Raw genomic sequence first — 22757 nt, 5'->3', positions numbered from 1 at the left:
TAGCCCATGCCGGGCGCGTCTACAGTCAGTGAAGATCTCGTCCAGACATGGCTAATGAAACGAACGTCCCACACGTAAAACCCACCACACTCGATGGCTGGGTGAAGCTGCTCGACGGCGTACGCCTGCCGGTGCCGCAAGAAGCCCACGATCGTGTCTGCCGCGCCATCCGCGATAATCGCAGCTCGCTGCGCGACATCGCCGACCTGATGCAGGACAGCCCGGCGCTGGCGCTGAGCATCATTCGCGAAGCCAATCGCCACACCCAGGGCAGCATGACCGCGCCGGCGGAAAACCTTGAGGTCGCGATCAATCGCCTTGGCCTCGCCCGCACCGAAGAACTGCTGGCACGCCTGCCCGCCGAACCGCAGGCGCAAATTCCCCAGGCCTTGCGCCAGATACAGATGATCAGTCAGCACGCCACGCAACAGGCCAACGGCTTTTTTGCCAGTCGCCTGGCGCGGCTGTGGCAGGACATTCATTGGGGCAGTCTGTTATTTCTGTCGCCGCTGTGGCCGCTGGCGCTGACCTTTCCCCAACTGCTCGAAGAGTGGGAAGTGCGGGTTATCCACAAGGGCGAATCGGCCCGCGACGTGGAAAAGCAATTGTTCGGTGTGCGTCTGCTGAAGATCGGTGAGGCGCTGGTCGAAGTCTGGCGATTGCCGATCTGGGTGCAGCAGGGTTATCGATTGCTGCTCACCGAGCAACGCGAACTGGTCAAGGTTTTGCGCATCGCCCGCGATGTCGATCACCCGCTACGCCAGCAGAATCGCCTCGATGACGACCCGACCCTGCGCCACTGGCTCAATCAACCGGCCAACACCGTGCTGCTGGCCAACGGCCTGGCGCTTTCGGCCCAACAGGCCTGGGACAGTCCGCACAGTGAGCGCTGGCAATACCTGACCAGCCTCTATCTGCAAATCTCGATGGACGAGGTGCAACAACAGTTGCACCAACAGGCCGCCAACAGTGCGCGCCGGCATTCGATGCCGGATCTGTGGCACCCGGCGGTTTCCCTGTTGTGGCCGTGGGGCACCCATCGCCTGCCCGCCGGAATGCTGCCGGCCGCCGCACCCAATGCCGACGACCTCGCCAAGTGGCGCCGGCAATGTGCCGAACTGCTGGCCGAGCCGAGCCGTTTCACCAATGCCATGCACTTGACCATTGCCGCTCGCGACGCGCTGGTGGCCAGCGGCATGCGCCGGGTGATGATCCTGATGGCCGACCGCACGCAGTCCAGTCTGCGCGTGCATCAGATTTCCGGCCTGCCGAAGGAAGCTGCTGCGCTCAACTTCGTCGTCAGTCAAAGCACCGTGCTGCAACGCTTGCTCGCGCAGCAGGCACAAGTGCGGATCACCCCGGACAACAACGCCCAGTTTTCCGCCCTGCTGCCGCCCTCGCTGCGCACGCTGTTCCGAGGCGAACACCTGTTCCTGCGCTCGCTGGTCCACAACGGCCGCGTCATCATGATCGTGGTGGCCGACCAAGGTGGCGGGCCGTTCGCCGACATCACCGTGCAAGCCTTCGGCAAAACCGCGCAGTGCATCGAGAAAGCCCTGCACAGCTTTAGCCAGCGCGGCCAATGACAGCTACAATCCTTCCCCTTTGTGCTCTGGAGACCTCACATGTCTGACTTCTCTGGCCTGGCGCTGGTGATCGAGCCGAGCGACCTGCTCCCTCGCCTCGAAGCCCGCAACCTGATTATGGTGGATCTGACCAGTGCCGCCCGCTATGCCGAGGGTCATATTCCCGGCGCACGCTTTGTCGATCCGAAGCGCACCCAGCTGGGCCAGGCACCGGCTCCGGGCCTGTTGCCGACAAAAGAAAAACTCGAAGAACTGTTCGGTGAACTGGGTCATCACAAGGACGCGGTCTACGTGGTCTATGACGACGAAGGCGGTGGCTGGGCCGGACGTTTCATCTGGCTGCTCGACGTGATCGGTCACGACAAGTACCACTACCTCGACGGCGGCCTGCCGGCGTGGCTGGCGGAAGGCTCGCCGATGTCGATCCAGATCCCTCCTGTCGTCGGCGGTCCGGTAGCCCTGACCCTGCACGACGAACCGACCGCCACCCGCGAATACCTGCAAAGCCGCCTCGGTGCCGCCGACCTGGCGATCTGGGATGCTCGCGGGCCACTGGAATACTCCGGCGAGAAAGTGCTGGCGGCCAAGGGTGGGCACATCCCCGGCGCAGTCAACTTCGAATGGACGGCAGGCATGGATCAGGCGCGCCAGCTGCGCATCCGCACCGACATGCCGCAGATCCTCGAAAGCCTCGGGATCACGAAAGACAAAGAAATCATTACTCACTGCCAGACCCATCACCGGTCCGGTTTCACTTATCTGGTGGCCAAATCCCTCGGTTATCCGCGGGTCAAGGGCTACGCCGGTTCCTGGGGCGAATGGGGCAACCACCCCGACACCCCCGTCGAGCTTTAAGGATTTTTAAGGACAGTCATGAAAGAGCGTTTGTTTATCATCAGCCAATACCTGCTGCCTCACCACTTGCTGTCGCGCCTGGCCGGCTGCATTGCCGAGTGCCGCGTGCGCTGGTTCAAGAATGCCTTCACCACCTGGTTCGCCAAGCGTTATCAGGTGGACATGTCGCTGGCGCTGGTTGAGGACGTGACCGCTTACGAGCACTTCAACGCCTTCTTCACCCGTGCGCTGAAAGACGGCGCACGCCCTCTGGACGAGACACCGGGCGCGATCCTCAGCCCGGCCGACGGTGCGATCAGCCAGCTCGGCCCGATCGAGCACGGCCGCATCTTCCAGGCCAAGGGCCACAGCTTCAGCGTGCTGGAGCTGCTGGGTGGCGACGCGGCCAACGCTGCGCCGTTCATGGGCGGCGAATTCGCTACCGTTTACCTGTCGCCGAAGGACTACCACCGCGTGCACATGCCGCTGGCCGGCACCCTGCGCGAAATGGTCTACATCCCGGGCCGGATCTTCTCGGTCAACAAGACCACCGCTGAAAACGTCCCTGAGCTGTTCGCCCGCAACGAGCGCGTAGCGTGCATCTTCGACACCGAGCGCGGGCCGATGGCCGTGGTGCTGGTGGGCGCGATGATCGTGGCGTCGATTGAAACCGTGTGGGCCGGTCTGGTGACTCCACCGAAGCGCGAACTGAAAACCTTCCGCTACGACGAAGCCGCCCGTGCACCAATTCATCTGGAAAAAGGTGCGGAACTGGGTCGCTTCAAGCTGGGTTCGACCGCGATCGTGCTGTTTGGCCCGGATCAGGTGAAATGGGTTGAAGAAATGAAAGCCGGCTCGCCGGTACAGATGGGCCAGGCCCTGGCATTGCCGAACGCCTGAACCTGTTGATCCGCCCTTTCGCACGTCTGCGAAGGGGCGGATACGACCTGGCTGGCGCCGTTACTCTATCTGCCCACGGAAGCCGATCGGCCCTTCGTTGGCGTAGGTATTGGTGCCGCTGAGGTTTTTCCCGCCGTCACTCGACGTGACACTCAACGCGATAACGTTCTGGTTATCCCGACCGCCGATCACCCATTTGCCACCTGGGTGCCACGGGGCATCGTTGCCACCCCACTGGTTCTCGACGTTGTACTGGTTCTGGCCAGTGCGCTGAGCCTTGAAGCCAATAGGGCCTTCGCCGGCGTAGGTCATGGTGCCGGTGAAGCTTTTGCCGCCGTCGCCGGACTTGATCTCGATCGCGACGACTTTCTGGTTGTCCCGCGCGCCCAGTACCCAGGTTCCACCCGGATGCCAGGGTGCCGAGTTACCGCCCCATTGATTTGCCACTGCGTATTTAGACATGAACCTCATCTCCTTGAAGTTGTTCAGAGACCTGCCCGACGTGTGCGGCAAGCCGTGCAACCGTGCGTTTCCGATCGCACGCCAAAGAGCCTAGTAGCGCCTGCCGAAATGGCACCAAGCCAGCAGACCAACGGTAAAAAAGCCTGACAAACGTCTGCGAAACAGACCACAACTGCTAGAGTTTTTGGCATCGTCCTATTCGCCGCCGGAGCGGGTCACGGCATGAGTGAGCCTCGATCCCGACCACAACTGAGCGCCCCGACCCCGACTCAGTTGCGCCTGTCGTTCTGTGAAGCGACCCCGCGCGATCTCAAGCGCTGGATCGCCGGCCTGCCGAAAGCCAACATCGGCGAAACCGCGCGCCAGCTTTATCAGGGCCTTGGCGAACTCAATCAATTGCTGACGCCCAGTGACAATCGTCTGCATCTGCTGGAACTGCTGCGGCCCGAGGTGTACTTCGTCTGCCAGCACCTTGAGCGGCACTTTCTGCATCAGGCGATCATGCTCGATGAGCGTTCACGCAAGATCAGCAACCTGTGCCAGGCGCTGCAAAGCCAACTGGCCATCGGTTACAAACAGATCGTTCTGCGGATCGCGCCCAAATACACAAAGGATCGGGCGACTCTGCTGAGCGAGGCGCTGCAACGCGCCACCCATGCGCTGAAAGGGCAACTGGTGCGCGCCACGCAGTTGTACAGCCCGGCGCCGGAACAGCTGTGGTTTGAATTGCACCAATTGTTTCGCTGCGCCTGCGACTTGCAGCTGCAACACCGTCGGGTCCGTGATGACCTGGCCAGCCTCGCCGGGGAACTGAGCGTCGAACAGACCTACATCGCCGCTCTGCTGCTGGGCAGCGCCCGCTGCAATCAACTGCGCCAGAACCCGATCGCCCAACTCGCGCAGGTGCTTGAGCCGTGGAGTGCCTGGTTGAAACTCCATCCCGGTGCCTCGGGCGAAGGGCTGTTCGCCATTTCTGCGGAGATCGACGCAGGTCCGCGCTATCGCAGCAAATTTCGCAGCGAACAACAGCCGGGACTGCTGGGATTCGATCCGCAAGCGCTGGTGAATGCCATCGAGGCTCACCTGCTGCATCAGGACACCTCGACGCCACTGCCAGTGCCGGCCGGTCTGACACTCGACACCCTGCAACATCTGCACGCCACCTGGGGCGAAGCCGCCGAACGCAGCTTCCAGCGCACCGTCGGCCAGGGCAACCTGACCGTATGTGTGGGCATGAGCGCCCTGCACTTCTATCTGGGTGGCGAACGCACCTTCAGCGAACTGCTCCGGCATCCCGGCTCGCGCGCCGCGAACTTCAGCCGTGCAGTGGCCCAAGGCGAAAAGGACAGCTGGAGCCAGGCATTCGATGCCGCGCCGCAAAGCAAGTCCGACGATTTCCTGCCTTACGAGGAAATCCGCTACGAACCGCTGGCCGACGACGAAGGCGACGCTGACAGCCCGCCGCATTACCCGACCTATGCGTTGCCGGTCATCAACCACAGCCCCGGCGGTTATTGCCTGGCGTGGCCAAAAGAAGTGCCCGCCGAATTGCAGACCGGGGAGATGGTCGGCATCCAGGACACCACGAATCAGGGCTGGAGCATTGCCGTGGTGCGCTGGATCCGTCAGGTGCGCGGTGCCGGGACACAAATGGGCATCGAACTGGTGGCGCCACACGCCCAGCCCTGCGGCTTGCAACTGGTGCGCACGCGGGACGATCACAGCCATTACCTGCGGGGTTTGTTGTTGCCGGAAATCAGCGCCATCGACTTGCCCGCGACGCTACTGGCGCCACGACTGCCGTTTCAGGAAGGCAGTAAAGTCATGATCAACACCCAGGGCGAAGAGCACCGCGCCGGGCTGGATCGGCGGGTGGCGAGCACCCACAGTTTCAATCAGTTTGCCTATCGCTCGCTGGAGGCCGCGCAGAATGGCGGCAGCGAGGAGGATTTCGACTCGTTGTGGAAATCCCTTTGAGCCAGGATCGCAGCCGGGGGCTGCGATCCTGTGCCGTTGTCAGAGCTGCCCGTCGCGATCCCGGAAGCCCAGCAGGTACAGCACGCCATCCAGGCCGAGGGTCGAGATCGCTTGCTTCGCCGACTGTTTGACCAGCGGCTTGGCGCGGAACGCCACACCCAGACCGGCAATCGCCAGCATCGGCAGGTCGTTGGCACCGTCGCCCACGGCGATGGTCTGCTCCAGACGCAAACCTTCTTTTTCAGCCAGCTGTTTCAGCAGATCAGCCTTGCGCTGGGCATCGACGATCGGCTCGATCGCCACGCCGGTGCATTTGCCGTCGACCACTTCCAGTTCGTTGGCGAACACGTAGTCGATGCCAAGCTTGGCCTGCAATTGCTTGGCGAAGTAGGTGAAGCCGCCGGACAGGATGGCGGTTTTGTAGCCCAGGCGCTTGAGTTCGGCGAACAGGGTTTCGGCGCCTTCGGTCAGGCGCAGCGAGGCACCGATCGAATCGAGTACACCGACATCCAGGCCCTTGAGCAGCGCCAGACGCTCTTTGAAGCTGGCGCGGAAGTCCAGCTCACCGGCCATTGCCCGCTCGGTGATTTCCGAAACCTGGTCGCCAACGCCGGCGGCCTTGGCCAGTTCGTCGATGACTTCGGCTTCGATCAAGGTCGAGTCCATGTCGAACACCGCCAGACGACGGTTGCGACGGAACAGCGAATCTTCCTGGAATGCGATGTCGACGTTCAGCTCCTGGGCCACGCTGAGGAATTCGGCGCGCAGGGCCTGCGGATCGGCCGCTTCGCCGCGTACGGAGAACTCGATGCAGCCCTTGCCCTTGTCGGCCGGCGTGTCCAGCAGCATGCGACCCGACAGACGGTCGATATGATCGATGTTCAGCCCGTATTTGGCGGTGATCGAGCTCACGGCCTGCAACTGGCCGGCGGTGACCTTGCGGGTCAGCAGGGTGACGATGTGGCGTTTCTTGCCCTGATTGCCCACCCATTGCTGGTAATCCTCTTCGGACACCGGGGTGAAGCGCACCTGCTGGTCGAGCTCGTAACCCTTGAACAGGATGTCCTTGAGCACCGACTTGCCTTGCTCGGAGTCGGGGATTTCCACGAGGATGCCGAACGACAGCATGTCGTGGATGACCGCCTGACCGATATCGAGGATGTTCACACCACCCTGAGCCAGAACACCGGTAATGGCCGCCGTCAGACCGGGACGGTCGACTCCCGTGATGTTAATCAGGACGATTTCGCGCAACGCGCACCCCCGCAACTGGAAAAAAACCGCATTCTACCCACTTTCAGTGACCATCGGGCACCGCCAGCGCTTTGCCGGTCTAGGGCCTGTCGCTATACTGCGCGTCAACTTCACGGACAAAAGAGCCGAGCTCAGTGAACCGGCCCACGCCAGTTAAAACCGATAACTTCTTTCTGCTGATCTTCCGTGCACTGCGCCACCGCCGTGTACCGATTGCATTGCGCATTGCCAGCCATAACGTGATCCTGGTCGCCCTGGCCCTGGTGATCTATGCCTGCGTGATGGGCTTGCAGTTCAAGCAGGCCATGCACGAGCAGGCCGATGCGCTGGGCGAAAGCCTGACCACGCAGACCGCCACCTCCGCGACCGAGCTGCTGGTGTCCAACGACATCCTCAGCCTCAACGTGCTGCTCAACAACTTGACCAAGAACAAGCTGGTGGCCCACGCCGCCATCTACAGCGTGGACAACCGCATCCTCGCCGAGTCCGGTCAGCGGCCCAAGCACAGCCTGCTGGGCGAAGCCGAGGGCATGTACGAGAGCAAGATAACCTTCCAGGACGTGACCGCCGGGCAGCTGCGCATCAGTCTGGACATGGATCAGTTCCAGCAGCCGATGACCATCAGCCTGCAAAGCATGGGCATCCTGAGTGCGATCCTGCTGGCACTGTCCCTGACCCTGAGTCTGCGCCTTGGCCGGCACATCTCCACGCCGCTGCTGCAATTGCGCGTGTGGCTGCGCCGGATCGACGAATACACGCCGGGGATCGAGCGTCAGGACGAGATCGGCGATCTGGCCCGTCAACTGCACGCCAGTTACGCTCCCGAGCCGACCATTCCCGAGCCTGAGCCGGAACCCGAGTTCGAGGACGACGACGTCGAGCCGGAGTTCGAAGTACGCAACCTGCGCGATCCGAGTTTTGACGAGAGCCGCCCGATGGCCGCGCAGAAGCCTGCGCCACGCCACGTGGTCAGCACCGTGGAAGACGACGATGACGAAGACCCGTTTGCCGATCTGCGTGACGAATCGCTGAACGAACCCGCGCAACCTGCCGTTCGCCAGCCAACCCCGAGCGTGCCTCAGCACACCGCGGTGCTGGCAGTGCAACTGGGTTCGCAGGAGCAACTTCGCCGCTTGCCGCGGGCACGTCTGGAAGAGTTGCAGGAGCGCTATCGTGACTGCCTGGAGCAAGCTGCTTCGCTGTATCAGGGTGAAATCGAAACCCTGAACGATGGCAGCACGCTGATGCTGTTCCACACCGAAGACAGCGGCGACGATTACCTGACCAACGCCATCTGCTGCGGCGAGCTGCTGCGAGCGCTGGGCCACCAGTTGCAGATCGAAGTCGCCGACAGCGGCATCACCCTGCAATTGCAGTTGGGCCTGACCCTGGGCGACGAACTGTTCGGCCTGAGCCAGATCGACCTGCTGCTGACCGACTCCGCCCAGGACGCCCTGGCGCTGTCGCAGCACAGCCGCAACCTGTTGCTGGTGGAGCGCAAGATCGGTGATGACGCGCTGATTCGCCAGCGTGCACGGATCCGGCCGATTGCCAGCCCTGAAGGGGCTTGCTGTGTGGAGCGATTGATGGAGCCTTATCCGTCGATGCTTGAGCGGCAGCTGGCGCGGATGCATGAGCGCCGGGCCTGAGGCCTTGTCCTTGATGTGAAGAAGCCCGCAGATGATCACTCGTCTGCGGGCTTTTTTGTGCGTGGTGGTCTTGAGGTTGCGCTCGAAGCTGAAGAGCCCCCTCACCCTAGCCCTCCCGAAACGTCGGACCGCCCGGAGGGTGAGGGAGCTTTTGATCTTCTACCCAGAACCCCAGACACAACAAAGCCCGCACAAGGCGGGCTCTGCTCTGACTCGTTCCAGCCTTAGAAGCGAAACACTTCCATATCGGTGCGAATCGGTGAAGCCATCGGGATCTTCGGTTGCTTCTCGGCTTCCGCCGCCGGTGCTGCCGGTTTCGGTGCCGGTTTGCGCGGCGCTTCGGCAACCGGTGGCTGGTTGGCCAACGGTTTGAGCGCTACAGAGAGCTGCTCGGCCAGGCGTTGCAGCAAGATGCCTTGCGCCTGAACCTGCGAAGCCGTGCCGCCACTGTGCTGCTCTTGCAGATGGACGATGCGGTTGTCACGCACCTGGCCACGACGGTCGATCAGACGCCATTGGGCATCGAGAATCGCCGGCTGCGACACACCGGAATCCAGACGCGTGATGGTCAACAGCACCTGCACATCCGGGGTGAAACCCAGAGTGGCCGGCGCCAATACCACACGCTGGCTGTCCAGATGGCCGGCGACCTGACGCAACAGCAACTGATCGATGTCCGAAGACAGGCTGCCGGCCCAGCGGCCGTCGATCGATGCCTGCAGGCTGCCGTCCGGCTGACGCTGCAACAGGGTTTCACGTTGCAGGTAATCGGCAACTACCACAGGGCCCAGCAAAACTGCCATGCCCGCGCTTTGCGCAGGCTGAGCCGGACTTCCGCTGTCCAGCTGATACAGCGACACCGGCTGGTGAACGCTGCAACCCGCCAGGCCAAGAACGCCGGCGAGCAGGAAAATAAGGGGGCGCAGAGAAGTCATCATCCCGTCCAGGTGGCCGCCACAAGGCTGACCACAGTGAAAATACTCAAAAAATATGAAGAACGCTCGGCCACGCCGGCGCTTGGAAAGGCCATATCATCCGTGAATATGCGTTCCGACTCCAGCGCCAAAGCGCCGATCTACGGGTTAAATCGAAGATCGGGCGCTCTAGAGAGGCGTTCTCAGTCATTTTTCCCGAAGGAGAAATGAGTGCGAACGCTTCCTGGCCGCTTAATTGAGGTTTTCGACGAGCAGCGCATCCACTCGCTGGAAGCCCCGTGGCAGTTTATTGCCACGGCGACCACGCTCACCCTTGTAGTGTTCGAGGTCGTCGGCTTTCAGCGACAAGGTACGTTTTCCGGCCTGCAGCACCAGCGTGGCGCCTTCCGGAAGAACGGCGATGTCCGTGACATATTCTTCGCGACTGGCCACTCGTTCACCGGAAATGCCGATGATCTTGTTGCCTTTGCCCTTCCCTAATTGTGGCAGATCGCTGATTTTGAAGATCAGCAGGCGACCCTCGGTCGTCACCGAAGCCAGCCAGTTCTGCTCACGGTCGGCCACCGGACGCGGCGCGATCACCTTGGCGTTGTTCGGCAGGCTCAGCAGCGCCTTGCCGGCCTTGTTCTTGGCTTGCAGGTCTTCACCCTTGACCACAAAACCGTAGCCAGCATCAGAGGCGATCACGTACAGCGCATCGTCTTCCGGCATCAGCACGCATTCGAACGTGGCGCCAGGCGGTGGCGTCAGACGGCCGGTCAACGGCTCGCCCTGGCCCCGTGCCGACGGCAAGGTGTGCGCGGCCACCGAGTAACTGCGACCGGTGGAGTCGATGACCACGGCTGACTGGTTTGAGCGCCCCGCCGCCGAGGTCTTGAAGCCGTCGCCGGCCTTGTACGACAGGCCGGTGGCGTCGATCTCGTGGCCCTTGGCCGAACGAATCCAGCCTTTTTCCGACAGCACAACGGTGACTTTCTCGTTCGGCAGCAGATCGTGCTCGGTCAGCGCCTTGGCTTCCGTGCGCTCGACGATTGGCGACCGACGGTCGTCGCCGTAGGTTTCGGCGTCTTTCAACAACTCGGTACGAACCAGTTTTTTCAGCTTGGCTTCGCTGCCCAGCAGGGCTTGCAGCTTGGCTTGTTCCTTGAGCAGTTCGTCCTGCTCGTCGCGCAGTTTCATCTCTTCCAGACGCGCCAACTGACGCAGACGGGTATCGAGGATGTAGTCGGCCTGGATTTCGCTGAGGGCAAAACGCTCGATCAACTTGGCTTTCGGGTGTTCCTCGGTACGGATGATGTGGATCACTTCATCCAGGTTGAGGTAAGCGATCAGCAAACCGTCCAACAGGTGCAGGCGACGCTCGACCTTGTCGAGGCGGAACTGCAGGCGGCGACGCACGGTCAGCACGCGGAATTCCAGCCACTCCACCAGCAACGCACGGAGGTTTTTCAGCTGCGGCTTGCCGTCCAGACCGATGATGTTGACGTTGACCCGATAGGTCGACTCCAGCTCGGTGCTGGCGAACAGGTGCTGCATCAGCGCTTCGTGATCGACACGGCTGTTGACCGGGATGATCACGATGCGGCACGGGTTTTCGTGGTCGGACTCGTCACGCAGGTCGGCGATCTGCGGCGCTTTCGACGGTTTGGCCTGCATCAGCGCGGCGATCTGTTCCAGCACCTTGGCCCCGGAGACCTGGTGCGGCAGCGCGGTAACGATGATGTCGCCGTCCTCGACGTGATACACAGCGCGCATGCGCACCGAGCCCTTGCCGGTTTCGTACATTTTCAGCAGATCGGCACGCGGGGTGATGATTTCCGCTTCGGTCGGGTAGTCCGGGCCCTGAATGTGTTCGCAGAGCTGTTCGACCGTGGCTTTCGGTTCATCGAGCAGACGCACGCACGCCGTGGCGACTTCGCGCAGGTTGTGCGGCGGCACGTCGGTGGCCATGCCCACGGCGATACCGGTGGTGCCGTTGAGCAGGATGTTCGGAAGGCGCGCAGGGAGAACCAGCGGTTCCTGAAGGGTGCCGTCGAAGTTCGGGCCCCAGTCTGCGGTGCCCTGGCCCAGTTCGCTGAGCAGCACTTCGGAATAACGCGACAGCCGCGCTTCGGTGTATCGCATGGCGGCGAAGGATTTCGGATCGTCCGGCGCACCCCAGTTACCCTGGCCGTCCACCAGCGTGTAGCGATAGCTGAACGGCTGGGCCATCAGCACCATCGCTTCGTAGCACGCCGAGTCGCCGTGGGGGTGGAACTTGCCGAGCACGTCGCCGACGGTACGCGCCGACTTCTTGTGCTTGGAATCGGCGTCCAGCCCCAGCTCGCTCATGGCGTAGACGATACGCCGCTGTACCGGTTTCAGACCGTCGCCGATATGCGGCAAGGCACGGTCCATGATCACGTACATGGAGTAGTTGAGGTAGGCATTTTCGGTGAAGTCAGCCAGCGACCGGCGTTCTACGCCATCTAAGCTGTCTGCAAGGTTGTCGCTCATGCGGGCCTCATCGGTTCGTTGTCTGGCGCAACAGCATGGTGCCGCCGCGCTGAGTAAATTCAAGTTTGTTCAGGGCGCTCATGCCGAGCAGCACCTGGTCGCCATGCAGCCCCGGCGCCACCAGTGCGCGGACGTCCCGCAGCACGATGTCGCCCAGTTGCAGGCGGTCGATACGGGTGCGATAGCCCTGGCTCAGGCCATTGGCCGTGCTCAGGGTCACACCGAAACCTTCTTCCAGCTTCAGGCTTTTCGCCACCTCCGCCGGGATTGCCACGTCGGTCGCGCCGGTGTCGAGCATGAACTCCACCGGCCGACCGTTGATCAGGCCGCTGACGACAAAATGTCCCTGGGCGTTGCCGATCAGTTTCACTTCGATATAGCCGTTGCCCTGCTGCGAAGTCACCTCTGCATTGGGATTACGCTGGCGGTCTTCCCACTGGCCGAAAAACCGCGTGGCCAGAAACAGCGCCGCGCACCAGGCCAGAATCATCAGCACACGCCCGGCGCGCTTGCCCGGCGGTTGCTGACTCATGGCTTGGCGCTCCAGCCACCCTCAGGCGCGGCAAAGCGCCAGACAATCGGGCGGACCTCGCCATCGGCGCGAGGACCAAAATTGTTGTCGACACCGATCCAGGCGCCTTGAGCATCGACGACCAGCGCCTCTTCCAGCCCGAAGTTCTGCGCGTAACGACGATTGCCCTGCAACAGCTCGGCCGCGTACGACCAGCAAAGCTCGACCTTGGCCGTCTGCGCATCGCGACGACAGATCTGGTAGGCGTTGCGCTCAAGGGTAAACAGTTTGCCGTTGAACAATGACAGGTCGGAAAAATCCCGATTGACCGGTCTGGCCTTGGGAAACTGCGGCGGCTGCATTTCCATCCCGCCTTCGCTCAGCAACACGCAGCGACCGTCACAGTCCCACACCGTCTGTTGGCGCTTGATCAGCAACAAACCACGGCTTTGCCGTTCGGCGGCCAGCCACATCTGATCGCCCGCCGGATTGATCGCCAGGCCTTCGAAAATCGCATTGAATTGCAGCAGCAGGCCACTGGCCCGCGCTTCGCGCACCATCATCGGCGAGATTTTCAGCCATGACGACGGCCCTTGCGGCGGTACTTGCAATACGGCTGCGTGGCCTTCGCTGACAATGTAGCGATTGCCGGCGCTGTCGCAGGTGATCCCTTCGAAATCCAGATCACCGCCGCGAACGAACGACGCCGCCCAGGTCCGCGATTTGATGCCCCACGGCAAGCCGCTGTCGGGTACTGGCGGTGGATCGATGCGCACGGCAGTCGCCTGCCAGACGGGATCGCGAGTATCGAGACGGTAGATCTGATCATCATCGCGATCCGACACCGTCCACAGCTCGTTGCCGCACAGGGCCAGCCCCGACAGATTGCCGCCGCGCATGCCTTCGACCGGGTGTTCGGCGAGCACACGCAACTCTTGCACAGGCTCCGCCGACGCCGTCATCGACCCCAGCAGCAACGCACCCGCCAAGGCCCAGCCAAAACGCATCAGGCCAGAACCTCGGCGAGGTTGCCCTTGGATTCGAGCCAGGTCTTGCGGTCACCGGCGCGCTTCTTCGCCAGCAGCATGTCCATCATTTCCGAGGTCTCGGCGAAGTCTTCCCCGAGGGTCAACTGCACCAGACGCCGGGTGTTCGGGTCCATGGTGGTTTCACGCAGTTGCGGCGGGTTCATTTCACCCAGACCCTTGAATCGGGTGACCTGCGGCTTGCCGCGCTTCTTCTCGGCCACCAGACGGTCGAGGATCCCGTCGCGCTCGGCATCGTCCAGGGCGTAGAAAATCTCCTTGCCCAAGTCGATACGGTACAGCGGCGGCATCGCGACGTAGACGTGACCGGCATCCACCAGCGGGCGGAAATGCTGGACGAACAAGGCGCACAACAACGTGGCAATGTGCAGACCGTCGGAGTCGGCGTCGGCGAGGATGCAGATCTTGCCGTAACGCAGCTGGCTCATGTCCTCGGCGCCCGGATCGACACCGATGGCCACGGCAATGTTGTGCACTTCCTGGCTGGCCAGCACTTCGCTGCCGTCGACTTCCCAGGTATTCAGGATCTTGCCGCGCAACGGCAGGATCGCCTGGAATTCCTTGTCCCGCGCCTGCTTGGCCGAACCGCCGGCGGAATCACCTTCCACCAGAAACAGTTCGGAGCGCATCGGGTCCTGCCCGGCACAATCGGCCAGTTTTCCCGGCAACGCCGGGCCCTGGGTGATGCGCTTGCGCTCGACTTTCTTGCTGGCTTTCAGGCGACGGCCGGCGTTGCTGATTGCCAGCTCCGCCAACGCCAGACCGGTTTCCGGGTTGGCGTTGAGCCACAGGCTGAACGCGTCTTTGACCACGCCGGAGACAAACGCCGCCGCTTCACGGGACGACAGACGCTCCTTGGTCTGGCCGGAGAATTGCGGCTCCTGCATCTTCATCGACAGCACGAAGGCGATGCGTTCCCAGACGTCTTCCGGCGCCAGCTTCACGCCGCGCGGCAGCAGGCTGCGGAATTCGCAGAACTCGCGCATCGCATCGAGCAGGCCCTGACGCAGACCGTTGACGTGGGTGCCGCCCTGCTCCGTCGGGATCAGGTTGACGTAGCTTTCGGTGACCGAGGTGCCGCCTTCCGGCAGCCACAGCAGGGCCCATTCGACCGCTTCCTTGGTGCCTGCCAGGTTGCCGCAGAACGGCGCGTCCGGCAGACGCTCGAATTCGCTGACCGCGTCTACCAGATAGGAGCGCAGGCCATCTTCGTAATGCCACTCGACCTTTTCGCCGGTGCCCTTGTCTTCGAAGCTGATCAGCAGACCCGGGCACAGCACGGCCTTGGCCTTGAGCACGTGCTTGAGGCGGCTGATGGAGAATTTTGGCGAATCGAAGTATTTCGGGTCCGGCGCGAAGTACACGCTGGTCCCGGTATTGCGTTTGCCGACGGTGCCGATCACTTGCAGATCGGTGGCCTTGTAGCCGTCGGCGAAGGTCATTTCATATTCGTTGCCGTCACGCTTGACCCGCACCCGCACCTGGGTCGACAAAGCGTTGACCACAGAAATACCTACCCCGTGCAGACCGCCGGAGAACTGGTAGTTCTTGTTGGAAAACTTGCCGCCCGCATGGAGCTTGGTGAGGATCAGCTCAACGCCCGACACACCCTCTTCCGGGTGGATGTCGACAGGCATGCCGCGACCGTCATCGCAGACTTCCAGCGAGTGGTCGGCGTGGAGGATGACCTGGATCGATTTGGCGTGGCCGGCCAGGGCTTCGTCGACACTGTTGTCGATGACTTCCTGGGCAAGGTGGTTCGGCCGACTGGTGTCGGTGTACATGCCCGGGCGTTTGCGCACCGGGTCGAGGCCCGAGAGGACTTCGATGGCGTCGGCGTTATAGGAGCTAGCGCTGGGAGTGGCCATAAGGTCTCGTCGTCAGTGTTCGGTGAATAAGGAATTAATGGGGCAACCGCTCACAGCGCGGTGAAATCGATTGCCTGAAACAAATCGGCGCCAATGCCGGCAAAACTCAGCAACGCCGGCAATTGCCCGGCAAACCCCTGGAAACTATGGTCGCCGCCGGCCTGGATGCGCAAGGCACAGGCCCGGTAATACTGCTGGGCATGGCGATAGTCCAGCGTTTCGTCCCCGGTCTGCAACCACACCTGATACCGCTGCGAATCCTGCGGCGCCGGCACTTCCAGTTCGGCCAGGGCCGTCACATGGTCGTGGGTCAATTCCCAGGTTTCGTCGGTGTACAGGTTTTTCTGCGTCCCCAGGTATCCGTCGAACATCCGGTGCGGACTGACGGCCGGGTTGACCAGCAGGGCTTTCAGGCCATGGCGCTCGGCCAGGTGAGTCGCATAGTAGCCGCCGAGCGAGCTTCCCACCAGCAACGGCCGGCCGAGTTCGGCGATTGCCTGCTCCAGCTGACCGATGGCTTCACGCGGGTGGTGATGCAGCTCCGGGACACGCAGTTGATCGCTCAAACCCAGCCGCTCCATCACCTCGACCAGCTGACAGGCCTTCTTCGAGGCCGGCGCGCTGTTGAAACCGTGGATATAGAGGATCGAACCGGACATTTGAGCTCCCTGGGTGTCGGCTAAAGAAAGCGGAGTTTACAGGGAGTCAGGGGGTGTTGGGCCAGCACCCGAGGAAATCAGCGCCGCGCCCGTGAATCAGTAGCCGTTGGAGCCGTAATCGACGGTGAACCGGAAATCGGTGACACGCTCCACGCCCGTCTCGATCCGCCCGTCCGGCAACAACCGCAACCAGCGATACCCTGGCGCCTGTTCGCCGACCTTGAAGTCGACACTGCCCGGCTCGAACTGAATGCAGGTCGACGGCGAGGCGATCAGTCGCACGCCGTTACGTTCGCGGTCGATCTCCTGATGCACATGTCCCCACAACACGGCACGGGCCTGCGGGAAACGGTCGAGCACGTCGAAAAACGCTTCGGGATTGCGCAAGCCGATCGGCTCCATCCAGGCGCAACCGATCGACACTGGGTGATGGTGGAAACACACCAGATGATGCCGATCCGGCGCCTCGCTCAGCGAACGCGCCAGCAATTGCAGTTGGTCATCCTGCAAATACCCCGGCACCGAGCCCGGCACCGCCGAGTCGAGCAGGGTCACGCGCCAGTTACCGACATCCACCACCGGCTCCAGCAATGCACTTTGTACCGCGGCCATCTGCATAATCTGCGGTTCGTCGTGGTTGCCGGGGATCCAGCGGGCCGGCGCGTCGATCTGCGCCGTCATCTGACGAAATTGCTGGTAGGACTCCAGCGTGCCGTCCTGGGACAGATCACCGCTGGCAACGATCAGGTCGATCTGCGGCTGCTGCTCGAGCACCAGTTCGATGACTTTTTGCAGGCTCTCGCGAGTCTTCATGCCCAGCAGCGTACCGTCCGCCTCGGCGAACAAATGACTGTCGGACAGTTGCACCAGCAACGCCGCATCGGCGGTGGTCAGAGTCGATACGCTCGGCAAGGCGTTCTCCCAAGGCTGGATCGCCGGGTCGGAAAGGTTCGCAATTATGCTGGGGGAAGGCCCCGGGAAGAAACCGCCGAACCGGACGCAGTTCACAACTTGCCGCTGTTATCACAGCTATCGAAGCTATCGAACGGCAGCGTACTCGTGACCGCAGGCCAGACAATGACTCAGCCATTCTCCGAGGAACAGATTGAGCTGGGCCTTTTCGTCCGGCTGATGCATGGCCGCGTTGGGGTAAGGATAGATGCCGCGAAAGCGTCGTGCATGTTCGGCGCTGATCACTTCGGCCATGCGCGCGTCGTGATAGACCTGCACTTCCAGTTGCGGCACCGGCAGCCAGGGCAGGCTGTGTTCCTGACGCACTTGCAGAGTCGTGGTGTACGGACAGGCCTGCAACACTTCGATGGCCAGCACGCCGAGCATCTGGTCGCCCTGGGTCACGGCGATGCGCCGCGCTTCAGGTTCGCGGCGCATGTCCGGCAACAGTCGCATCAGGCGCGCGTAGTTGGCCTCGCAGGCGGCTTGCAGGCCCACGAGGTCGACACGATAGCGATCGCGCAGTTTGTTTACGACCATAGCCCCCTCACTTCGGCGCGATTGAGCGCCAGCCACTGCAAGGCGATGATGCTCGCCGCATTGGCAATCCGTCCGTCGCGTACAGCCTGCAGGGCATCTTCGAAGGCCCAGACCGTGACGCGGATATCTTCTGCCTCTTCCTCCAGCCCGTGCAGGCCGCCAACGCCTTCGGTGCTGCAACGCCCCAAGTACAAATGCACGAACTCGTTGCTGCCCCCCGGCGACGGGAAATATTGCATCATCGGCCACAGGGCCTTGATGTCCAGTCCAGCTTCCTCCTGCGCTTCGCGGCGAGCAACTTCTTCCGGCACTTCTTCCTTGTCGATCAGACCGGCGACCAGCTCAACCAGCCAGGGATTGGTGGTCTTGCCCATGGCGCCGACGCGAAACTGCTCGATCAGCACCACTTCATCGCGCTGCGGATCGTAGGGCAGCAGGCATACGGCGTCGTGCCGCACGAACACTTCACGATTGATCTCGCGGCTCATGCCACCGGCGAACAGTTCGTGGCGCAAATGCACGCGATCGAGCTTGTAGAAGCCCTTGTAGCATTGCTCGCGTCGCACGATGTCGATGGCGGACGGAATGGCTTTGGCGAAATCGGTCATGAGCATCCTCGTTTACTGCAAATCCAATACGAGGTTCATTTCAGTTACCTGCAACCTCGACTTCGCGCCATCCTAACGCGCCGGTGACGTTTGATGCAGCCCCTTTACCGTCACCGAGATGGACGGTGGAGGCGAAACCCACTCTAATTAGCTTAGTGGCGAACTGACCGCTTCGTAGAGAGTCGAAGCGGTAACTTTTTGCCTTCCCCTGTTTCAGAAAGGACGCCCATGTCGCTTTTCAAAATTGCCTCCGTGGCCGCCATCGCCCTGACCCTGGGCGCTTGCGCCAGCCTGTTCCAGCCCAACTACCGCACGCCGCTGGAAACCACCCGCGATGCCTCGGAAACGCTGAAACCCGGTTGCTCCAACCCGGATTGCCCGCTGGTGAACATCGACACTCTGCACTTCCCGGCAGAACCTGCACTGGATGGCATCATCGAAAAACGCCTGCTGCAATTCACCCGCACATCGCCGGATGCTCCGGTTGCACCGACCCTGGCCGCCTACCGCGAGCAGTTCCTGCGCACTGCAGGCCCACGCAACAGCAGCTATTTGCAGGCGAAAGTACGCGAGCAGCATGACGGTCTGGTGATTGTCGAAGTGTCGAGCTACCTGGACACCGGTGGCGCACACGGTACGCCGGGTCGCGGTTTCATCAACTATTCGCGCCAGCAGCACAAGGTGCTGAGCCTGTCGGACATGTTGGTGCCGGGTCAGGAAGAAGCGTTCTGGAAGGCTGCGCAAGTCGCGCATAACAGCTGGCTGATCAGCACCAAGCTCGATCAGGAACCGGAGTATGTGAAGAACTGGCCGTTCGTCAAAACCCCGCACGTGGCGCTGACTTACGGCGGCGTGATCCTCAAGTACGACGTGACCACCATCGCGCCTTATGCGCTGGGCCACGTCGAACTGAAGATCCCTTACCCGCGCCTGAACGGCATCATCAAGCCCGAGCTGTTTCCCGGCCGTAACTGAAAGCCCGACCGAGCACGAGCTGCAGCAGCCCTGCCAGGACTAGCGCCGGCAGGGTTGCGCCGACATCCGGATACAGATTGGCCAGCAGATGATAGGTGCTGATGCCACCCAGCCAGGCCAACAGCGCCGGCCAGCGCAATGCGGCCGAAGCCACCTGGCCACTGCGCTTGCGCAGGATGAAGTGATCCACCAGCACCACGCCGAACAGCGGCGCGAACACCGAGCCGATCAACAGCAGGAAGTTCTGGTATTGCGCCAGTGGCGCGAGCAAGGCGATCAGGGTGCAGATCACGCCGATAGCCAAAGCCAGATGCTCGACTTTCAGACGCAACAGAATCCCGCTGGAAACCGCTGCCGAGTGAATGTCGGCGAAGGCGTTTTCCGACTCGTCCAACAGGATCAGCAGCAACGGAATCCCCAGACCGGCACCGGCCAGCGCCAGCAGCAACGCGTTGACTTCACCGCTCGGCGCAAAGGCCAGGGTGTAGGCAACGCCCAGGCTCATCAGCCAGAAGTTGCCGATGAAGAAACCGATCGCCGTACCACCGAACACGTTCTTCGCCTTCTTGCCGAAACGCGAGTAGTCGGCAATCAGCGGCAGCCATGACAGCGGCATCGCGATGGCAATGTCGAAGCCCACGGCGAACGGCATAGAACCATCCCCGGCCTGCGCCCACAAGGCGCTCAGATCGGCCTTGGCGAACAGGTTCCAGGTCAGCCAGATGCACGCGGCCAGAATCAGCCAGATGCCCCATTTACGCAGGATCTTGCGCACGAACGTCAGCGGACCGCTGACGGCGAGCAGCGTCGCCAGTGCACCAAAGCACAAGGTCCACAACATCGGGCTGGCCCACAGCGAACCTTCGCTGAACGCACGGGTGCCGAGCAGGCTGGCCGCGTCGCGCATGACGATGATTTCGAACGAGCCCCAACCGATCAGTTGCAGCAGATTGAGCAGCGCCGGCAGGCTCGCGCCCTGGCGGCCGAGGCTGAGTTTCAGCGCGGCCATCGACGACAGGCCGGTGTCGCTGCCGATCACGCCAACGGCGGCCAGCAACAGGACGCCGACCAGCGTGCCGAGGAAGATCGCTAGCAGCGATCCCGACAGTCCCAGCCCCGGCGCCAGCAGCGCACCGGTCTGCAATACCATCAGGCCGATGCCGAGGGAAAACCACAGGGAAAACAGATCGCGACCGCCGAATACCCGCTTGTCGGCGGGCACGGCGAGGTCGGGGGAATAAGTACCGGGTTGAATGCTCAAGGGTGTTATCTCAGAGGGACATTTGTTGTTTTTTTGATCGTCATCGCGGCGGCGCGAACGCCGCCCGACTCAGGTCAGATCAAACCTTCTTGTACAGCTGACTGCCTTCCTTCTTGAACCGCTCGGCCTGTTCCGCCAGGCCCTGGGCGACGTCCACGTCGACCGCGTCGATCCGCTGGTTGGCCGCGTATTCGCGGACTTCCTGAGTGATCTTCATCGAGCAGAATTTCGGCCCGCACATCGAACAGAAATGCGCGACCTTCGCCGAGTCCTTCGGCAGGGTTTCATCGTGATACGAACGGGCGGTGTCCGGGTCCAGACCGAGGTTGAACTGGTCTTCCCAACGGAATTCGAACCGCGCCTTGCTCAAGGCGTTGTCGCGGATCTGCGCGCCCGGATGTCCTTTGGCCAAGTCCGCGGCGTGAGCGGCGATCTTGTAGGTGATGATCCCGGTTTTCACGTCATCCTTGTTCGGCAGACCCAAGTGCTCCTTCGGCGTCACGTAGCAGAGCATCGCGCAACCGAACCAGCCGATCATCGCCGCACCGATACCGGAGGTGATGTGGTCGTAGCCCGGCGCAATGTCGGTGGTCAGCGGGCCGAGGGTGTAGAACGGCGCCTCGTCGCAGCACTCCAGCTGCTTGTCCATGTTCTCTTTGATCAGCTGCATCGGCACGTGGCCCGGGCCTTCGATCATGCATTGCACGTCGTGCTTCCAGGCGATCTTGGTCAGCTCGCCGAGGGTCTCCAGTTCGCCGAATTGCGCTTCGTCGTTGGCGTCGGCAATCGAGCCCGGACGCAGGCCGTCGCCCAGCGAGAAGCTGACGTCGTAGGCCTTCATGATTTCGCAGATTTCGTCGAAGTGGGTGTAGAGGAAGTTCTCTTTGTGGTGCGCCAGGCACCACTTGGCCATGATCGAACCGCCACGGGAAACGATGCCGGTCACGCGCTTGGCGGTCAGCGGCACGTAGCGCAACAGTACGCCGGCGTGGATGGTGAAGTAGTCGACGCCCTGCTCCGCCTGCTCGATCAGCGTGTCGCGGAACAGCTCCCAGGTCAGGTCTTCGGCGACGCCGTTAACCTTTTCCAGCGCCTGATAAATCGGCACGGTGCCGATCGGCACCGGCGAGTTGCGGATGATCCACTCGCGGGTTTCGTGAATGTGTTTGCCGGTGGACAAGTCCATGACCGTGTCCGAACCCCAGCGAATGCCCCAGGTCAGTTTCGCCACTTCTTCTTCGATGGACGAACCCAGTGCGCTGTTGCCGATGTTGCCGTTGATCTTCACCAGGAAGTTGCGGCCGATGATCATCGGTTCCAGTTCGACGTGGTTGATGTTGGCCGGGATGATCGCGCGGCCGCGAGCAATTTCTTCGCGCACGAACTCAGGGGTGATTTCTTTCGGGATACTCGCACCGAAGCTGTGACCGGCGTGCTGCTGCTTCAACAGGCCGGCAGCGCGGGCCTCTTGCAGCTTCATGTTTTCGCGGATGGCGACGTATTCCATCTCGGCGGTGATGATGCCTTGGCGGGCGTAGTGCATCTGGCTGACGTTGGCCCCGGCCTTGGCGCGGCGCGGGTTGTTGACGTGGGCGAAACGCAGTTTGGTCAGTTCGGCGTCGGCAAGGCGTTGCTGGCCGAAGTTCGAGCTCAGGCCTGGCAGGCGCTCGGTGTCGCCACGGTCGTCGATCCACGCCGAACGCACATCGCCCAGACCTTTGCGCACGTCGATCACCACGTTCGGATCGGTGTACGGGCCAGAGGTGTCGTAGACGGTGACCGGCGCGTTGATTTCGCCGCCGAAGTCGGTCGGGGTCACATCGAGGGTGATTTCGCGCATCGGCACGCGGATGTCCGGGCGGGAGCCCTGAACGTAGACTTTTTGCGAACGGGTGAACGGTTGAACCGACTGTTCATCGACCTTGGCCGAGTCACTCAGGTTGATCGCGTTTTTAGATTTTGTAGTCATCACGGGCTCTCCAGACAGCATCCAGGCAGTGGATTGTCGGAGCAGAACCTGAAAGGCACGGACGCACCAGGACTGGTGCTGTGCATCGTCGTCGAGCGTTCGATTGTCGAACAATTTCCCGGACGAAGCACAAGAGGACTCGCCGGGTGACGAGAAATCTTGTTCCCTACGCAGGCGCTAACCTGATCAGGTTCAACGGGATCCGAAATTATTCGATCTCAGCCTCATAGCAAGGCACCCCGACAAGAACCCGGCCAGTCTAGACACAACCGGCAA

General features: G+C 62.0%; 20 protein-coding genes and 1 riboswitch. Of the genes, 7 read left to right on the top strand and 13 right to left on the bottom strand.

Features of this window, described 5'->3' with window-relative positions; translation table 11 throughout:
• The first annotated feature begins 47 nt into the window (after positions 1–47).
• Genes IF199_RS02690 through asd form a run of 3 tightly spaced genes read left to right on the top strand, consistent with a single transcriptional unit; the run spans position 48 to position 3320 of the window.
• Positions 48–1586 carry an HDOD domain-containing protein gene (locus tag IF199_RS02690; RefSeq protein WP_192559625.1) on the top strand — a complete coding sequence of 513 codons (1539 nt, stop codon included), beginning with the start codon at positions 48–50 and terminating at the stop codon, positions 1584–1586.
• A gap of 39 nt (positions 1587–1625) precedes the next feature.
• Complete coding sequence (locus IF199_RS02685; RefSeq protein ID WP_192559624.1) at positions 1626–2441, top strand: rhodanese-like domain-containing protein; 816 nt, start codon at positions 1626–1628, stop codon at positions 2439–2441.
• 18 nt (positions 2442–2459) lie between these two features.
• Positions 2460–3320, top strand: a complete 861-nt coding sequence (gene asd, locus IF199_RS02680; protein ID WP_096819830.1) for an archaetidylserine decarboxylase — start codon at positions 2460–2462, stop codon at positions 3318–3320.
• A gap of 60 nt (positions 3321–3380) precedes the next feature.
• Here the strand turns inward: asd and IF199_RS02675 are convergent, their stop codons facing one another.
• Positions 3381–3782 carry a lectin OAA family protein gene (locus IF199_RS02675; RefSeq protein WP_096819831.1) on the bottom strand — a complete coding sequence of 134 codons (402 nt, stop codon included), beginning with the start codon at positions 3780–3782 and terminating at the stop codon, positions 3381–3383.
• Between the two features lie 222 nt (positions 3783–4004).
• Here IF199_RS02675 and IF199_RS02670 point away from each other — a divergent pair, with 222 nt between their 5' ends.
• Entirely contained in the window at positions 4005–5759 is a 1755-nt protein-coding gene (locus IF199_RS02670; RefSeq protein ID WP_192559623.1) for a molecular chaperone, read from the top strand.
• A 39-nt stretch (positions 5760–5798) separates the two neighbouring features.
• Here the strand turns inward: IF199_RS02670 and serB are convergent, their stop codons facing one another.
• Entirely contained in the window at positions 5799–7013 is a 1215-nt protein-coding gene (gene serB, locus IF199_RS02665; protein ID WP_192559622.1) for a phosphoserine phosphatase SerB, read from the bottom strand.
• Between the two features lie 134 nt (positions 7014–7147).
• On the opposite strand from serB, the gene IF199_RS02660 reads away from it, so the two are divergent.
• Complete coding sequence (locus IF199_RS02660) at positions 7148–8662, top strand: AhpA/YtjB family protein (RefSeq protein ID WP_192559621.1); 1515 nt, start codon at positions 7148–7150, stop codon at positions 8660–8662.
• A gap of 224 nt (positions 8663–8886) precedes the next feature.
• On the opposite strand, the gene IF199_RS02655 is transcribed toward IF199_RS02660, so the two are convergent.
• Positions 8887–9597, bottom strand: a complete 711-nt coding sequence (locus IF199_RS02655; RefSeq protein WP_102620143.1) for a PqiC family protein — start codon at positions 9595–9597, stop codon at positions 8887–8889.
• Between IF199_RS02655 and IF199_RS02650 the strand changes: the two genes are divergently transcribed.
• Complete coding sequence (locus IF199_RS02650; protein WP_176504828.1) at positions 9529–9807, top strand: hypothetical protein; 279 nt, start codon at positions 9529–9531, stop codon at positions 9805–9807. The two genes, IF199_RS02655 and IF199_RS02650, sit on opposite strands and share 69 nt — an antisense overlap.
• Positions 9808–9828: 21 nt before the next feature.
• Here IF199_RS02650 and parC read toward each other — a convergent pair whose 3' ends face one another.
• The 8 genes from parC to IF199_RS02610 form a co-directional block, all read right to left on the bottom strand.
• Entirely contained in the window at positions 9829–12093 is a 2265-nt protein-coding gene (parC, locus tag IF199_RS02645; RefSeq protein ID WP_096819836.1) for a DNA topoisomerase IV subunit A, read from the bottom strand.
• 7 nt (positions 12094–12100) lie between these two features.
• Positions 12101–12625 carry a retropepsin-like aspartic protease family protein gene (locus IF199_RS02640; RefSeq protein WP_096819837.1) on the bottom strand — a complete coding sequence of 175 codons (525 nt, stop codon included), beginning with the start codon at positions 12623–12625 and terminating at the stop codon, positions 12101–12103.
• Entirely contained in the window at positions 12622–13611 is a 990-nt protein-coding gene (locus IF199_RS02635; RefSeq protein WP_192559620.1) for an esterase-like activity of phytase family protein, read from the bottom strand. Before IF199_RS02635 ends, IF199_RS02640 begins: the two co-directional genes overlap by 4 nt.
• Positions 13611–15518, bottom strand: coding sequence for a DNA topoisomerase IV subunit B (gene parE, locus IF199_RS02630; protein WP_096819839.1), 1908 nt, complete (start codon positions 15516–15518; stop codon positions 13611–13613). The genes IF199_RS02635 and parE overlap by 1 nt, the downstream gene beginning before the upstream one ends.
• Positions 15519–15568: 50 nt before the next feature.
• On the bottom strand, positions 15569–16177 hold the full coding sequence (locus IF199_RS02625; protein WP_192559619.1) for a YqiA/YcfP family alpha/beta fold hydrolase: 609 nt from the start codon (positions 16175–16177) through the stop codon (positions 15569–15571).
• 96 nt (positions 16178–16273) lie between these two features.
• Complete coding sequence (gene cpdA / locus IF199_RS02620) at positions 16274–17089, bottom strand: 3',5'-cyclic-AMP phosphodiesterase (protein WP_192559618.1); 816 nt, start codon at positions 17087–17089, stop codon at positions 16274–16276.
• A gap of 126 nt (positions 17090–17215) precedes the next feature.
• Positions 17216–17668, bottom strand: coding sequence for a DUF1249 domain-containing protein (locus IF199_RS02615; protein WP_096819841.1), 453 nt, complete (start codon positions 17666–17668; stop codon positions 17216–17218).
• The gene (locus IF199_RS02610; protein ID WP_096819842.1) at positions 17659–18276 is read right to left on the bottom strand and encodes an NUDIX domain-containing protein; all 618 of its coding nucleotides are present in this window, start codon (positions 18274–18276) and stop codon (positions 17659–17661) included. Before IF199_RS02610 ends, IF199_RS02615 begins: the two co-directional genes overlap by 10 nt.
• 228 nt (positions 18277–18504) lie before the next feature.
• On the opposite strand from IF199_RS02610, the gene IF199_RS02605 reads away from it, so the two are divergent.
• Positions 18505–19251: an RsiV family protein gene (locus IF199_RS02605; protein WP_102620148.1), complete on the top strand. Its 747-nt coding sequence runs from the start codon at positions 18505–18507 to the stop codon at positions 19249–19251.
• Here the strand turns inward: IF199_RS02605 and cytX are convergent.
• Entirely contained in the window at positions 19220–20512 is a 1293-nt protein-coding gene (gene cytX / locus IF199_RS02600) for a putative hydroxymethylpyrimidine transporter CytX (RefSeq protein ID WP_192559617.1), read from the bottom strand. The genes IF199_RS02605 and cytX overlap by 32 nt on opposite strands.
• 79 nt (positions 20513–20591) lie before the next feature.
• Entirely contained in the window at positions 20592–22481 is a 1890-nt protein-coding gene (thiC, locus tag IF199_RS02595; protein ID WP_096819845.1) for a phosphomethylpyrimidine synthase ThiC, read from the bottom strand.
• Between the two features lie 146 nt (positions 22482–22627).
• Positions 22628–22733: riboswitch (TPP riboswitch) on the bottom strand.
• Positions 22734–22757: the final 24 nt, after the last annotated feature.

Source organism: Pseudomonas allokribbensis, assembly GCF_014863605.1.
GTDB lineage: Bacteria > Pseudomonadota > Gammaproteobacteria > Pseudomonadales > Pseudomonadaceae > Aquipseudomonas > Aquipseudomonas allokribbensis.
The sequence above is the reverse complement of the archived record's forward strand: the minus strand, read 5'-3'. Positions and strand labels throughout refer to the sequence as shown.

What these genes read in the sequence shown, in the direction of transcription:
- IF199_RS02670 (WP_192559623.1), top strand. Translation starts at nt 4,005, where the DNA reads ATGAGTGAGCCTCGATCCCGACCACAACTGAGCGCCCCGACCCCGACT.
- IF199_RS02625 (WP_192559619.1), bottom strand. Translation starts at nt 16,177, where the DNA reads ATGTCCGGTTCGATCCTCTATATCCACGGTTTCAACAGCGCGCCGGCC.
- IF199_RS02610 (WP_096819842.1), bottom strand. Translation starts at nt 18,276, where the DNA reads ATGACCGATTTCGCCAAAGCCATTCCGTCCGCCATCGACATCGTGCGA.
- thiC (WP_096819845.1), bottom strand. Translation starts at nt 22,481, where the DNA reads ATGACTACAAAATCTAAAAACGCGATCAACCTGAGTGACTCGGCCAAG.
- IF199_RS02690 (WP_192559625.1), top strand. Translation starts at nt 48, where the DNA reads ATGGCTAATGAAACGAACGTCCCACACGTAAAACCCACCACACTCGAT.
- parC (WP_096819836.1), bottom strand. Translation starts at nt 12,093, where the DNA reads ATGAGCGACAACCTTGCAGACAGCTTAGATGGCGTAGAACGCCGGTCG.
- IF199_RS02605 (WP_102620148.1), top strand. Translation starts at nt 18,505, where the DNA reads ATGTCGCTTTTCAAAATTGCCTCCGTGGCCGCCATCGCCCTGACCCTG.
- IF199_RS02640 (WP_096819837.1), bottom strand. Translation starts at nt 12,625, where the DNA reads ATGAGTCAGCAACCGCCGGGCAAGCGCGCCGGGCGTGTGCTGATGATT.
- IF199_RS02635 (WP_192559620.1), bottom strand. Translation starts at nt 13,611, where the DNA reads ATGCGTTTTGGCTGGGCCTTGGCGGGTGCGTTGCTGCTGGGGTCGATG.
- IF199_RS02655 (WP_102620143.1), bottom strand. Translation starts at nt 9,597, where the DNA reads ATGACTTCTCTGCGCCCCCTTATTTTCCTGCTCGCCGGCGTTCTTGGC.
- IF199_RS02675 (WP_096819831.1), bottom strand. Translation starts at nt 3,782, where the DNA reads ATGTCTAAATACGCAGTGGCAAATCAATGGGGCGGTAACTCGGCACCC.
- IF199_RS02615 (WP_096819841.1), bottom strand. Translation starts at nt 17,668, where the DNA reads ATGGTCGTAAACAAACTGCGCGATCGCTATCGTGTCGACCTCGTGGGC.
- parE (WP_096819839.1), bottom strand. Translation starts at nt 15,518, where the DNA reads ATGGCCACTCCCAGCGCTAGCTCCTATAACGCCGACGCCATCGAAGTC.
- IF199_RS02685 (WP_192559624.1), top strand. Translation starts at nt 1,626, where the DNA reads ATGTCTGACTTCTCTGGCCTGGCGCTGGTGATCGAGCCGAGCGACCTG.
- asd (WP_096819830.1), top strand. Translation starts at nt 2,460, where the DNA reads ATGAAAGAGCGTTTGTTTATCATCAGCCAATACCTGCTGCCTCACCAC.